Below are 12,252 nucleotides of genomic sequence, written 5' to 3'. Positions count from 1 at the left end.
GTGCGGACGACCACGGAATCACAACCAGACGTTGCGGGACCTGAATTCGTTGACGCCCTGAGGAGGTCTTCAACTCGTCGCAGCGAGTGGGGGAAGATCGCGGTGCGGCTGGACGTTGGCTGCAGGTATGAGGATCAGCGAGGCCAGCAGGGTCAGCGGTGTGAGTGCGCGGTCGTTGCGGCACTACGAGGACGAGGGCTTGATCGTCCCTGGTCGTTTCAGCAATGGGTTCCGTGACTACTGCCAGTCCACGATCGATCGGGTCCTCGTCGTCCGGTCGCTGCTGGAGTCCGGGCTGCCCGTTCGGTTGATCAGGGAAATCCTGCCCAGCCTCACGGACGGATCCGATGCCGGCACCGAGGTGGTGTGCGCGGAGTTCCTGCACGAGGTGCAGGGCTATCGCGATCGGCTCGCAGCCCGCATCGCCGTTCTCAGCGATCAGCGGGCGGCGCTCGACGCCTACCTGCGCGAGGCCCGCCGTACTGATCTCTGACGACCGCTTGACCTTGACGTAAGTGTGAGGCTCCTACGGTCGGTGCATGGAGACCAACGCGCAGCAGAACACCGCCCAGCAGACCGTTCGAGCACTGGTCCAGCGGTCGCACCGGGGGCCGAAGGACCTGACTCTTGCGACGAATCACCTCCGCCCCGCCCCAGGGCCCGGCGAGTACCTGATCCGCGTCGGCGCCGCCGGGGTCAACTTCGCCGATGTCATGCAGACCCATGGCACCTACGGAGGAGGCCCGCAGGCACCTTACGTGGCGGGCTTCGAGGCGGCCGGTGAGATCGTGGGGGTCGGCGCGGACGTCGAGAATCCGCTGCCACTCGGCACCCATGTCGTCGGAGCCGGCCCGGGCGCCTTCGCGCAGTACATGACGATGCCGGCCGCGGGGGTACTTCCCGTACCGTCCGGCTGGAACGATGCCCAGGCTCTCGGTCTGGTGCTGAACTGGGCCACCGCGTTGGCGGCACTGAAGCCGCTGGGCGAGATCAAGGCGGGTGAGGCGGTGCTCGTTCATGCGGCGGCCGGCGGCGTCGGGCAGGCTGCCGTTCGCCTCGCCCGCCACTACGGTGCGCGGGTGATCGCGACGGCCTCGCCGGAGAAGCACGACACCGTCAAAGCCCTCGGCGCCGACGAGGTGCTGGACAGCCGCCGCCCCGATCTGGCCGAGGAGATCACCCGTCTGACCGGCGGGGTCGATCTGGTCCTGGAATCGGTGGGCCAGGCCACGTTCGAGGCCAGCCTGTCGGTCACCAAACCCTTCACCGGACGCATCGTCGTGTTCGGAGCCGCTTCCGGTGACGCCACTGTGAGCACGCGCGACCTGGTCTTCACCCACCAGGTTCAGATCAAGGGCCTGCACGTCGGGGCGCTGGCGGTCGCGGCCCCATCCCTCTACCAGTCGTTGCTCGTCGAGATCGAGGCTCTCATCGCCCACGGCGTCTACCCGCCCGGCACCCCCCACGTGTATTCCCTGGCCGAAGGACCGGCAGTGCTCCAGCAACTCGAAGCGGGCCAGACCCGGGGCAAGCTGGCCCTCGATCCCTGGCGCTAGGAACGCCTGTGCTTCACCGCACCCCCGAGGGACGACTTCGGCTCGTGCGGCGTTGTCAGCACCGCCCGATCGCCCACGGGCCCGCGCCCGGGCAGTGAGCCGGGAGACTGCGGCCCCCGACGCTCCGACCGCAAGGACGTCATCGTCCTGTGGGTCCGCGCCTGCCGGAGAACCGCCCTGGTGGTCGGCGGCTCACGCGGGATGGGGCCGCGCGGTCGCGGCTGCGCCTCGCCGCCGACGGAGCGCTGGTCGCGGTCCGCTACGGCGGCAACGAGGCGGCCGCCGCCGAGACGGTGGCGCGGATCACGGACGCCGGCGGCCGGGCCTTCGGTGTGCGCCCGCTTCGGCGAGAGCGGCGCGCTGGACCGGCTGTTCGAGGGTCTCACGGACCGCCGGCAGACACCGCCGTGGTCAACGGCGGGGTCGGCGCCGGTCTCCGCCACCACCTCGGGGCGCACCAGAACCGCGTCCAGGACGCCGCGGGCCTCCACGCGGCCGCGAACCGCACCCCCGTTCACGGATGCCCGGAGCCGGCCAGGGCGAGGTGCTCACCCACCTGGCGGGCCTGACCCGGGTGCAGCGCGACCGTGCGGCCGACGGCGCGGAGCCGGCCGTGCTCGTCGTGGTGGCCGAGGATCAGGAGCTGTGGGCGGGAGAGGCCGCCGGCGATGGCACCGACGACCGCTTCGGTGGTGTCGCGTCTTGAGTCCTGCTGGCCGAGCCCGGCGCCATGGCCGGCTCCGAAGCCCTGGACCAGGCCCGCGAAGAGGGTCCTTTCACCGCCGCCCACGAAGCGTTCTGGGCCGCGGCGAAGAAGGCCGAGGGTGACACCGAGGGCATCAGGCGGCTGGTCCACCCGTACGCCCAGCCGCCTGTCGGTCCGTTGCGCTGCGCCGTGCCTGCCGCGCCCGTGCGTTGGGCGGGCGTGGGCCAGGCGCTCGAGTTCGGGCCCGGGGTACCGCAGTCCGGTCCGCTGCCCTCCGGCCCGCACCCGCGGGCGCGGGGACCGATTGGCTCACACGGATGTCCGCACCCCCGATCCGGGCCGGGCCGGGCCGGACTGCCGGTGCTGGTCTGGATCGACGGCGGCGGCTACATCTGAGGACCTCCGGCGACCCGCTGTACGGCCCGATCGCCCTGGCGCGGGCGGGGTTGGTCGTCGTGAGAGTGAACTACCACCTGGGCGCGGAGGGGTTCGCCCTGGTGGCGGTGCCCCGGCCTATCGCGCGTTCCTCGACCGGATCGCCGCTCTGCAGTGGGTGCGGCAAAACATCGCCCGGTTCGGCGGCGACCCCGACCGGGTGGCCGTTGCCGGACAGTCCGCCGGCGCCGGGTCGGTCGCCGCGCTGCTGACCATGGACACGGCACGCGGCCCATTCCGCCGGGCCATCGCCCACAGAGTCCCGGGCAACCTCTGTAGCCCGGCGCTGGCCGAGGCACCGCGCCCACCACCGCGGCCCTGGCCGAGGACGAGTTCCGGCTGTTCAGTGCCCTCAGCGGACGACACGGCATCTTCACTGACGAGGAGGCGCGCCGCGCGGTGGAGCTGTTCGCACCTCCGTCCGGGGACACTGGCTACCGCACGGCCCACCTGGAGGATCCAGAGGCAGCGGGACCGTACGGCCCAAGGTGCGCAGCCGGGCCTCGACCGCCGCGGCCTAGAAGCTGCGGGCCAGTCAGGGGGTGGAGCAGCTCCCCCGCGTCCTGGACCGGCCCAAGGCCATCACCGCTCTGCTGACCATGGCCGCCCAGACCCTCCGGGCCCAGGACCCCTACCGGCTTCAGGCCCCGGCCTGCCGGCTCCGGCACCCCACCGGCACGGCACAACAGGCGACCCACGTTTGCCCGTCGCGGATGTGAGCAGGAGAGCGGTCACGACCGATCCGGTACCACACGAGGAGGTCCCCATGTCGGGCACCGAGAAGACCAAGGCCGCAACCGAGCAGGCCAGGGGCAAGACGAAGGAAGCAATCGGCCGCATGACCGGCAACGAGCGGCTGATCGCCGAAGGCCGCGCCGAACAGGCCAAGGGCGATGCCCGCGAGGCCAAGGAAAAGACCAAGGACACCTTGAAGGACACCTTCCGCCACTGAGCGCGGACGCGCGTCCTGTCCACGGTGCGGCGGCCCCCGACCCACTGCCCAGGGTCGGGGGCCGCTCCACGGCCCCCACACACCTCACCCGCGAGCGGGCGCCTTCGCGCCTCGGGGCGCAGCGCCGCTGCTTGCAGGGGATCCCCCCTCGGGGGTGTCGTCAGTGCTGGCCGGGCTGGTAGTGGCCGGCGGGCTGCTGGACGGTGACGTTCAGGCGGTTGAAGGCGTTGATGACGGCTATCTGGGTCACCAGGGCGGCGAGCTGGTCTTCGTCGTAGTGCTTGGCGGCGTTCGCCCAGACCTCGTCCGGGACGCCGCCGGCGGCGTCGGCGATCCGGGTGGCTTCTTCGGTCAGTTCCAGAGCGGCGCGTTCGGCTTCGGTGAAGACGGTGGCCTCCCGCCAGGCCGCGACCAGGTGGAGGCGTACGGCGGTCTCCCCGGCGGCGGTGGCGTCCTTGGTGTGCATGTCGATACATCCGGCACAGCCGTTGATCTGGCTGGCGCGGAGCATCACGAGTTCGCGCGTCGCGGCAGGCAGGGTCGAGTCAGCGAGGGCCTTGCCCGCCGCGATGATGTGCTTCCACGCCTTGGCGGCGACCGGGCTGGTGAAGACGTTCAGACGAGCGTTCATCGTTGGTTCCTTTGTCCGTGTCCGCTGATGCCCTTAAGACACCGGATCCCTGCCGGTTGTGACGGCGCCGAAGGTGAGGCGCGTCACAGTGCGTTTTCAGCTTCGCCACCCCAGGATGACGCCGTGGCCCTCACTTGAGTCCTGGAAGCTCCTCGGCTGGGCCCGCCGGGCACAGTGGGTTGTCTGTGAACTCCGCAGTGGCGCAGCCGGACGGAGACAATCCCGGTAGAGAGGACGGAGGGCAGAGGGCGATGAGTGTGACGGAGAGTTGGTCGCGTGTGATGAGTCTTCTTCGGGTGCACGCGCCGGCCGATCACGCGGATCTGCCAGGGCCCGCTACGGAGCGGATGCTCACGGCAGCCGAGGAACGGATGGGGATCTCCCTGCATGGGGACCTGCGGACGTGGCTGTTGCAGAACAATCTGGATCTGCCGGAGGAAGACGTCGACGACGAAGTGGCATGCTGCGGCTTCGACGGGTTCCCCGACGAGGGAAGCTTCTTTCTGGGCATCCGGGCGATGGAGAGGCTCTACGCGAGCCGCTCCACGTCCTGCGGATTCGACCCTCCGGACCAGCCGGACTCCCCGTTCTGGCGTAACGAGTGGATCCCGTTCCTGTCGGACCAGGACGGCTGGATGGGCAAGTTCGTCGATGTGCGGGACGGGTGCGTCGGCAGATGGTTCGTGGGTGAACCCACGGTTACGGGCGAGTACGAGTCGCTGGCCCGGTATTTCGACTTCGTGGCGGAGACGCTGACGAGGATCGCCGATGGAAGCTCCCCGGTCTGTCGGTTCGCCGAAGGCCGACTCGTCTGGTCGTGATCCGGTGGGGGCTGGTGCAGGTGCCGTCCCGCCCTCGGTCAGCGGCAGCGCCCGGGCCAGTGCGCCGAGGAGCCCCACCGAGGGGTTGGCCACCCCGTGCCGGCCCCCGTAGTCGCGCAGCGCGACGTCCTCGGGCGTCAGGCGGGAGCGGCGGGTGCGCAGGAAGTCGCGGCGGGCGGCGGCGGGTTCACGGTCATGCCCCGGTTGTGGCCGGCGTCCTCGGTGCGCGGCCTGGCCCTGCCAGGACCGATGGTTCCGGCCAGGGCGCACCGGAGCGACGCGATCAGGCCAGATTGTGGGCGGTTTGTTTGGAATGGTCCCTTCCGGCATTAGCGTTCGAGCCTTCGGCGGGGGCCTCGTTCCCTCCGTCACGCCCACAGTGCCGATTCAACAGGGGCGAGTGGGGAGGGGTGGGCCCAGTACCGGCGCCCCCACGGCCCCGCCCCCCTCCGAGAACAAGCCGTTCCCCCCAGGGGACGGCGGATTGTGCGTCGCTCCATGGCTCTCGTCTTCGATGGTGTGAGGTTCCGGTACGGCCGTCAGACCCCGGTGCTGGACGCGTTCGACCTGACGGTCGACGCACCGGCCACCGTGCTGCTCGGCCCCAACGGAGCCGGCAAGTCGACCCTGATGGGACTGGCGGCCTCCCAGCTTCGCCCGGCCGCCGGCACCGTGGCCTTCGGCCGCAGCCGCCCCGACCGGCGCCGCGGGCTGGCCGGGTACCGCAGACGGGTCGCCTGGATCCCGCAGCACATCACGCCCGTACCCGGACTCACCGTCCGCGAGCAGGTCGCGTACGCGGGCTGGCTCAAGGGCATGCCCCGCCCCGCGGCCTGGGAGGCGTCCGCCGAAGCCCTCGCACGCGTCGGCCTGACACCCCTCGCCGGCCGCAAGAGCCACCAGGTCAGCGGCGGCCAACTGCGCCGCATGGGCATCGCCGGGGCCCTCACCCACGACAGCGAGCTGATCCTGATGGACGAGCCCACCGCCGGACTGGACCCGCAGCAGCGGCAGGTCTTCCGCGACCTGGTGTCGGAACTGTCGGGGCCGGTCCAGGTGCTGGTGTCCACGCACCAGACCGAGGACCTCTCCGAGCTGTACCAGCAGGTCGTGGTGCTCGACCGCGGCACCGTACGGTTCCAGGGCACCCCGGCCGACTTCCTCACCCTCGCCCCGCCCGGCGCCGCCGGCGGACGGGAGCGGGCGGAGGCCGCCTACGGGCTGCTCGTCGGACAGGAGGTCTGAGCCGTGAAGCCGTGGACGCTCCTGCGCTCCTCCTCCGCTCCCGTGCTGCTGCCGGTCCTGCTCTGCCTCGGATTCCTCGTGATCCACGCGAACCTCAGGCCGGACGTCCTCAAGGGGTACGGGCCCGCCGTCTTCGGCCAGGCCGCCTACGCCCTGCCCTTCGTCATCGCGGCCTGTGCGGGAAGCGCGGCCTGGGAGGGCGCGCGGCTGCGGCGCGGCGGGGTCTTCGACCAGGCTCCGGTCCGTGGCCGGCTGGGCATCGTGATCCCGGTACTGGTGCCGGTGTGGCTGATGGGTGTGTCGGGACTCCTGTCGGCCCTGGCGTTCGCCGCGGTCGCCACCGGGACCGCCCCCGCCCCCTCGCACCTCGGGATGCTGGGCGCCGAGGGGCTCCTCGCGGCCGCCGCCACCCTGACCGGGTACCTCGCCGGACGGATCCTGCCCGGTATAGCCGCCGGGCCCGTCGCGCTGACGGCGGGGTTCTGCCTGGCTGCCTTCCCGGTGTCGATGGACAGCGCCTGGCCGAGGCAGCTGGTCGCCGGCGAGTTCTCCATGTGCTGCTCGACCGCCTCCGTGATCGATCCCCGGGCCCTCTGGGCGCCGCTGATCTTCGCGGGCGGGCTGTGCGCCGCGGCGCTGCTGCTCGTCCACCGGCCGACGCCCCGCAACGGCGCCGTCGCCCTCCTGCTGGCCGCCGCCGGAGCCACGGCCGCGCTGCCGTCGGCCCGCGGCCTCGGCTACGGCTCCGTCACCGCCCGCGCCGACGCGGAGCTCGTCTGCGACACGGCCGGACGGCCCCGGGTCTGCCTGTGGCCCGAGGTCGCGGCCGACGGGCAGGTGGTGGCGCAGACCCGCACCTTCGCCGCCCGGCTCGAACAGGCCGGGGTGCCGATGCCCGCCTCCCTCACCGGCGCCCGCACCCGCACTCTCGGACCCGGGGAGGCCCGTCTCGGCCTCACGGGTCACCTGCGGGGCGCCGAGGACGTCGCGGGCAGCCTCACGTCCGCGCTCCTGCCGCCCAACGGCGTGCCCGCATGCGCACGGACCACCGGCCAGTACCGGGCATCCGCCCCGCTGGCGGCCTGGCTGACCGCGGTCGCCCTGCAGTCCCCGCCCCGGCCCGGACGACTCTCGCCGGACGACACGGTTCTCGTCCAGCAGGTCCTGCGCGCGCCCCGTGAACAGCAGCTGGCCTGGTTCGAGTACAACCGCCAGGCCCTCACCACCTGCGACCGGCCCGCGCTGCTCACCCTCCCCGGGGGCAGGGGATGACCTGGTGGCTCAAGTCCCGGGGCGTCCTGGCACTCGGCGGCTGGACCCTCCTGACGACCCTGGCCGGCCTGGCCTTCGGCGGCACCGTGATCCCGCTGCCCTCGTTCACCGGCGCCACGGGGCGGTTCCTCCTCGCGGGACTGCTCCCGGTGGTGCCGGCCGCCCTGTGGCTGTCCGGCACGGGGCGCGCGGGACCCCGTACGGAGGCCACGGCCGTCCGGCCCGTCCGGCGCTGGGACACCGCGCTCGCGACGGCCCTCGCAGCCGCCGTCCTGGCCGTCACGCTCCTCGGCCACACCCTGGGCGCCGGCGGCACCGCCCTCGCGGTCGGCCGCAACACCCTGGTGCTCCTCGCCCTCGCCCTGATCCTGGAACCGCTCCTCGGCCACCGCCCCGCGGCCCTCGCCACAGCGGCCTTCCCCCTGCTCTGCGCGGCCGCCGGCCGACGCGCCCGCGGTGCCGGAACGGAGCCGTGGGCACTCCTCCTGCCACCCGGCGAATCCGTCCCCGCCTTCGCCGCCTCCCTGGCCCTGCTGACGGCGGCCGCCCTCTTCGCCCTCACCTTCCGCCCACTGCACCGCAGATGAACCAGAGCAACCACTTCCCGACTGCCGCCGCTCCTGTGACTGTGCACGACAGGTGGCCCGGATGGACGCATGCGATGCACAGTGGCGGGGCCCCGGCGTGACGGGGTGGCCGGCGAGTGGCCCGGCACCCCTCGCGCGGCGGAGCCGTGCACGGCGGCCCCGTGCACGCCGGCCCCGTGCACGGCGGCCCCTCGACAGGAGGCCGTCACGGGCGCAGGCGTGGTCAGTGGTCATGCGCGGCGCGCGGCCTTCGGAGCGGCGTGTTCCCGCATTGGGGAGGCGAGTGGAAGGCTTGGGGCATGGCTTTGCGACCATGGCGGGACCTCCGGCAGTCCTGGCGGCCGGGTCACGCGCCCGCGCTGATGGTGATCCCTCTCGGGCTGATCGTCGCGGTCTGCGTGGTGGACGTGTCGGCTCCGCCGCACATTCACCTCGGGCCTCTGCTGGTGGCGGCGCCGGCGATCACGGTGGCGTTCGCGGGCGCTCGCGTGACGGCTCTGATAGGAGTGCTCGCGGTCGCGGCCCAGGTGCTGATCGGTGTGCTGAGAGAGAGCCTGTCCTCCGCCAACATCCAGGCTCAGATCGCCGCTCTGATCGTCGTCTCGGCCGTCTGTGCCGGCATCTGCGTGCTGCGGGACCAGCGTGAGCGACAGCTGCACCGGGTGCGGTCCGTCGCCGAGGCGGCGCAGAGCGTGCTGCTACAGCCCTTGCCCGGCCGCGCCGGCCCGCTGCGGATCGCCGGCCTGTACATTCCGGCCGAGGAGGAAGCCGATCTGGGTGGGGACCTGTACGCAGCCGCGCGGACCGATCACCACAGCACCCGGCTCCTCATCGGCGACGTCCGCGGCAAAGGTCTGGCCTCGATCAACAACACCGCCCTGCTGCTCGGCGCCTTCCGTGCGGCCGCCCACCGGCAGGCCACCCTGCCCCGCCTCGCCATCCACCTGGACGCCGCCTTCCGCTGGGACAGCAGCCAGTGGCGTTCGGGGACGGAACAGGACACCGACGAGGACTTCGCCACGGCGATCCTGCTCGACATCCCCGACCACGAGCCGGTCGTCCACCTCATCAACTGCGGCCACCCACCACCGCTGCTCCTGCGCGGCACTCACGTCACCGCCCTCACGCCGGAGACGAGCTACCTTCCGATCGGACTCGGCGGCGCCTTCGGCATGCCCGCCTACGAGGTCCAGACGTTTCCCTTCGAGGCCGGCGACCTGCTCCTTCTGTACACGGACGGCGTCATCGAGGCACGTGACGCCGGCCACCTCTTCTACCAGCTCACTGACCGGGCGCCCTCGTGGACCAATGACGACCCCGCCGAGTTCCTGCGCGCTCTCCATGACGACCTTCTGGCCCACGTCCACGGCCACCTGGACGACGACGCGGCCGCAGTCGCGATCCGCCGCCTGGCCCTCTGACTTCCGGTCCTGGTCAACCTCCGGGAGGAACGGCTTCCGAGGGATGGCCAGCCGTGCGACTGGTCGCCGTAGTTGTCACCGAGGACGCTCGGCGACCTGTGCGTCCGCCTCGCGTGGGTCACGCTGCCTGTCAGCAGTCGGTCAAGATGGTTGCCACCGGTCCCGCCTGGTCACGCTTCTTGCGACCAACCGTGAGTCGTCAGTCTTCTCGGCACCAGTCACCGCGCGCACAGCCGGTGCAGGGACGCGCGGCTTTCCTCGTCCGCGGCGCGGTAGACCAGCAGGCGCAGTTCCGGGTCCTGGAGCGGCAGCAGGACTTCGAAGTCGACGATGATCGCACCTGCGACGGGATGCCGCAGCACCTTGCGGCCTCGTCCGTTGACGCTGACCTCCCGCTCGGCCCACAAGCGGGCGAAGTCCTCGTCCTGCGTGGCGAACTCGGCGATGAGTTCGGTCAGCTCCCGGTCCTGCGGGTGCGCGGCCCATGCCGCGCGCAGGTGGGCGATCCCGTCCCGCAGCGCCTGCTCCCGGTCGGCGTAGAAGCCGCGCATCTCCGGGTGCAGCAGGCACAGCCACATCGCGTTGCGCCGTGCCGGCGGCACGGCCTCGAAGCCCGGTAGCAGCCGGGCCATTTCGGGGTTCCAGGCGAGGATGTCGTAGCGGTGGTTCAGCAGCATGGCCGGCAGCGGTGACAGGTCATCGACCAGGCGCGCCAGCGACGGGGCCGCACCAGCGGGCAGTCCACCGGTGGTGCCGGGGCGGCGGTGTCCGGCCAGGTCGAAGAGGTAGTCGCGTTCGCCGGGTGCCAGCCGCAGGGCCCGGGCCAGCGCCGCCAGCACCTCCGCGGAGGGTCGCAGCCCGCAGCCCTGTTCCAGCCGTACCACGTAGTCGGTGCTGACCCCGGCCAGCTCGGCGACCTCCTCGCGGCGCAGTCCGGGCGTCCGCCGGGCCCGCCGGTGCGCGGGCAGGCCCAGCCGCTCCGGGTCCAGCCGTTCGCGCCTGCTCCGCAGGAAGGCGGCCAGTTCCTGGGTGGTGTCCACGGTTCGTGTCGTCATGACCGGTCCAACCGCCAGGGTGGTACTGGCCTTCCCAGGAAAGTCCCTCCCTTATCCGGGGCCCGCCGCCGCAGCAGACTCGGTCCCGGCAACGGAACACGAACACACGCGAGCACAGGAGAACCTGATGGCACTGGCCCTCGACGACTACCGGCTGCTGGGCCGCTCGGGACTGCGGGTCTCACCGCTGGCCCTGGGCACCGCGACCTTCGGCACCGAATGGGGGTGGGGCGCCGAGCGGGCCGAGGCCCGCAAGCTGTTCGACCGCTACGTCGGGCTCGGCGGCAACCTCCTCGACAGCGCCGACACCTACACCGACGGCAGTTCCGAGCGCCTGCTGGGCGAGTTCGCCCGCGAGGAGCGCGAACGCCTGGTGCTGGCGACCAAGTACTCGACCCTGCGCCGCCCCGGCGACCCGAACTCCGGGGGCGGGCACCGCAAGGCGCTGTTCGGCTCGGTGGAGGGCAGCCTGCGGCGGCTCGGCACCGACTACCTCGACCTGCTGTACCTGCACGTCTGGGACCTCCGGACCTCGGTGGAGGAGGTGCTGCGCGGCCTGGACGACCTGGTCCGGCAGGGCAAGGTGCTGTACGTGGCGATCTCCAACACCCCGGCCTGGCAGGTGTCCCGGATGCAGGCGATCGCCGACCTGCGCGGCTGGTCGCCGCTGGTCGCGCTGCAGCTCGAGTACAGCCTGATCGAACGCACCGCGGAGCGCGACCTGATCCCGATGGCCCGGGAGCTGGGCCTGGGCGTGGTCCCCTACTCGCCGCTCGGGGGCGGGGTGCTCAGCGGCAAGTACGGCCGGGAGGACGTGGGCGCGACGGGCGTCGGCCCCGACGGGAGCACCCGCCGCAGCCACAACATCGCCCTGGGCACCCTCACCGAACGCAGCCTCGGCGTGGCCGGGGTGGTCCGGGAGGTGGCCGGCGAGCTGGGGCACACCCCGGCCCAGGTGGCGCTGGCCTGGACGCTGCGGAAGCCGGGCGTGACGAGCACGCTGCTCGGCGCCCGCACCCCCGCCCAGCTGGAGGACAACCTGGGCGCCCTGGCGGTCGAGCTGACGGACGCCCAGCTGGCCCGGCTCGACGCGGCGGGCGCGATCGCCCTCGGCCAGCCGCACGAGCTGCTGACGAGCGAGCCCATCCGCCGGGTGACCACCGGCGACCTGCGGATCGAGACCCGCCGCTGACTCGGCCGCCGGCGGCGGGAACCGGGGTACGGAGCCGCGGTCGGTTCACCGTCCGGGCGAGCCGCGTCCGGATCGCTTCCGTCGTCGGACTCCGTCGAACCCGGCGACCTTCACCGTTCTCAGGCCCCGACCGGAGGCGGTTGATCATGGACTGTACGCGGGGGTCACCAGAGCACGTGGCGGCTGCGACCGCCGCACTGCCACTGGACCGCGCCAGCGGAGCGGCGTTCACGGCCGGGGCGGCAGCGGTGCCACGTGCCGAGTCTGCGGGCCGGTGACCCGATGCGGCGCGGCCCGGTGACGACGTTCCCGGGGCTGCGGGCACGCTCTCTCGATGCTGATGCTTGAGGAGCCCGGGGGCTGCTGGCCGAACGCCGCC

The 12,252-nt window shown here is 72.4% G+C and carries 14 protein-coding genes and 1 pseudogene; 12 read left to right on the top strand and 3 right to left on the bottom strand.

The genetic code is table 11. From position 1 onward, the window contains the following. Nucleotides 1–127 precede the first annotated feature (127 nt). The gene (locus ABT403_RS26310; protein WP_344161689.1) at nt 128–493 is read left to right on the top strand and encodes a MerR family transcriptional regulator; all 366 of its coding nucleotides are present in this window, start codon (nt 128–130) and stop codon (nt 491–493) included. A gap of 46 nt (nt 494–539) precedes the next feature. Continuing rightward, nucleotides 540–1,556 carry an NADPH:quinone oxidoreductase family protein gene (locus ABT403_RS26305; RefSeq protein WP_344161692.1) on the top strand — a complete coding sequence of 339 codons (1,017 nt, stop codon included), beginning with the start codon at nt 540–542 and terminating at the stop codon, nt 1,554–1,556. Between the two features lie 514 nt (nt 1,557–2,070). Here ABT403_RS26305 and ABT403_RS26295 read toward each other — a convergent pair. Then, nucleotides 2,071–2,346, bottom strand: a complete 276-nt coding sequence (locus ABT403_RS26295; RefSeq protein ID WP_344162376.1) for a hypothetical protein — start codon at nt 2,344–2,346, stop codon at nt 2,071–2,073. On the opposite strand from ABT403_RS26295, the gene ABT403_RS39080 reads away from it, so the two are divergent. From ABT403_RS39080 to ABT403_RS26275, 4 genes and pseudogenes are all read left to right on the top strand, one after another. Further along, on the top strand, nt 2,287–2,658 hold the full coding sequence (locus tag ABT403_RS39080) for a carboxylesterase family protein (protein WP_425580222.1): 372 nt from the start codon (nt 2,287–2,289) through the stop codon (nt 2,656–2,658). The two genes, ABT403_RS26295 and ABT403_RS39080, sit on opposite strands and share 60 nt — an antisense overlap. Before the next feature lie 157 nt (nt 2,659–2,815). After that, nucleotides 2,816–2,893, top strand: a pseudogene (locus ABT403_RS26285) (carboxylesterase family protein); the annotation flags it as partial. A 346-nt stretch (nt 2,894–3,239) separates the two neighbouring features. After that, nucleotides 3,240–3,416 (top strand): hypothetical protein, encoded by a 177-nt coding sequence (locus ABT403_RS26280; protein ID WP_344162379.1) that lies wholly within the window; start codon nt 3,240–3,242, stop codon nt 3,414–3,416. Nucleotides 3,417–3,463: 47 nt separating this feature from the next. Continuing rightward, nucleotides 3,464–3,649, top strand: coding sequence for a CsbD family protein (locus tag ABT403_RS26275; RefSeq protein ID WP_344162333.1), 186 nt, complete (start codon nt 3,464–3,466; stop codon nt 3,647–3,649). A gap of 160 nt (nt 3,650–3,809) precedes the next feature. Here ABT403_RS26275 and ABT403_RS26270 read toward each other — a convergent pair whose 3' ends face one another. Then, nucleotides 3,810–4,280, bottom strand: a complete 471-nt coding sequence (locus ABT403_RS26270) for a carboxymuconolactone decarboxylase family protein (protein ID WP_344161695.1) — start codon at nt 4,278–4,280, stop codon at nt 3,810–3,812. A 251-nt stretch (nt 4,281–4,531) separates the two neighbouring features. Here ABT403_RS26270 and ABT403_RS26265 point away from each other — a divergent pair, with 251 nt between their 5' ends. The 5 genes from ABT403_RS26265 (at nt 4,532) to ABT403_RS26245 (ending at nt 9,626) form a co-directional block, all read left to right on the top strand. Beyond that, on the top strand, nt 4,532–5,101 hold the full coding sequence (locus tag ABT403_RS26265) for an SMI1/KNR4 family protein (protein ID WP_351649979.1): 570 nt from the start codon (nt 4,532–4,534) through the stop codon (nt 5,099–5,101). Nucleotides 5,102–5,599: 498 nt separating this feature from the next. Next, nucleotides 5,600–6,346 (top strand): ATP-binding cassette domain-containing protein, encoded by a 747-nt coding sequence (locus tag ABT403_RS26260; protein ID WP_344161698.1) that lies wholly within the window; start codon nt 5,600–5,602, stop codon nt 6,344–6,346. 3 nt (nt 6,347–6,349) lie between these two features. Next, the gene (locus ABT403_RS26255; RefSeq protein ID WP_344161701.1) at nt 6,350–7,618 is read left to right on the top strand and encodes a DUF7224 domain-containing protein; all 1,269 of its coding nucleotides are present in this window, start codon (nt 6,350–6,352) and stop codon (nt 7,616–7,618) included. After that, a complete protein-coding gene (locus ABT403_RS26250; protein WP_344161704.1) occupies nt 7,615–8,205 on the top strand; it encodes a hypothetical protein in 591 nt (196 codons plus the stop codon). Before ABT403_RS26255 ends, ABT403_RS26250 begins: the two co-directional genes overlap by 4 nt. 299 nt (nt 8,206–8,504) lie before the next feature. Continuing rightward, on the top strand, nt 8,505–9,626 hold the full coding sequence (locus tag ABT403_RS26245; protein ID WP_344161707.1) for a PP2C family protein-serine/threonine phosphatase: 1,122 nt from the start codon (nt 8,505–8,507) through the stop codon (nt 9,624–9,626). Between the two features lie 218 nt (nt 9,627–9,844). Here ABT403_RS26245 and ABT403_RS26240 read toward each other — a convergent pair whose 3' ends face one another. Further along, on the bottom strand, nt 9,845–10,681 hold the full coding sequence (locus ABT403_RS26240) for a helix-turn-helix domain-containing protein (protein WP_344161710.1): 837 nt from the start codon (nt 10,679–10,681) through the stop codon (nt 9,845–9,847). A gap of 127 nt (nt 10,682–10,808) precedes the next feature. Here ABT403_RS26240 and ABT403_RS26235 point away from each other — a divergent pair, with 127 nt between their 5' ends. Next, a complete protein-coding gene (locus ABT403_RS26235; RefSeq protein ID WP_344161712.1) occupies nt 10,809–11,873 on the top strand; it encodes an aldo/keto reductase in 1,065 nt (354 codons plus the stop codon). The last annotated feature ends 379 nt before the right edge of the window (nt 11,874–12,252 follow it).

The organism is Streptomyces sp. NPDC000075, assembly GCF_040301925.1.
Lineage (GTDB): Bacteria > Actinomycetota > Actinomycetes > Streptomycetales > Streptomycetaceae > Streptomyces > Streptomyces polychromogenes.
Note: the sequence above shows the minus strand (reverse complement) of the source record. Positions and strands in the feature narration are given on the sequence as shown.

Coding starts and splice junctions, on each gene's coding strand:
- ABT403_RS26265 (WP_351649979.1), top strand. CDS start 4,532: ATGAGTGTGACGGAGAGTTGGTCGCGTGTGATGAGTCTTCTTCGGGTG.
- ABT403_RS26270 (WP_344161695.1), bottom strand. CDS start 4,280: ATGAACGCTCGTCTGAACGTCTTCACCAGCCCGGTCGCCGCCAAGGCG.
- ABT403_RS26240 (WP_344161710.1), bottom strand. CDS start 10,681: ATGACGACACGAACCGTGGACACCACCCAGGAACTGGCCGCCTTCCTG.
- ABT403_RS26275 (WP_344162333.1), top strand. CDS start 3,464: ATGTCGGGCACCGAGAAGACCAAGGCCGCAACCGAGCAGGCCAGGGGC.
- ABT403_RS26245 (WP_344161707.1), top strand. CDS start 8,505: ATGGCTTTGCGACCATGGCGGGACCTCCGGCAGTCCTGGCGGCCGGGT.
- ABT403_RS26235 (WP_344161712.1), top strand. CDS start 10,809: ATGGCACTGGCCCTCGACGACTACCGGCTGCTGGGCCGCTCGGGACTG.
- ABT403_RS26250 (WP_344161704.1), top strand. CDS start 7,615: ATGACCTGGTGGCTCAAGTCCCGGGGCGTCCTGGCACTCGGCGGCTGG.
- ABT403_RS26260 (WP_344161698.1), top strand. CDS start 5,600: ATGGCTCTCGTCTTCGATGGTGTGAGGTTCCGGTACGGCCGTCAGACC.
- ABT403_RS39080 (WP_425580222.1), top strand. CDS start 2,287: ATGGCCGGCTCCGAAGCCCTGGACCAGGCCCGCGAAGAGGGTCCTTTC.
- ABT403_RS26310 (WP_344161689.1), top strand. CDS start 128: ATGAGGATCAGCGAGGCCAGCAGGGTCAGCGGTGTGAGTGCGCGGTCG.
- ABT403_RS26305 (WP_344161692.1), top strand. CDS start 540: ATGGAGACCAACGCGCAGCAGAACACCGCCCAGCAGACCGTTCGAGCA.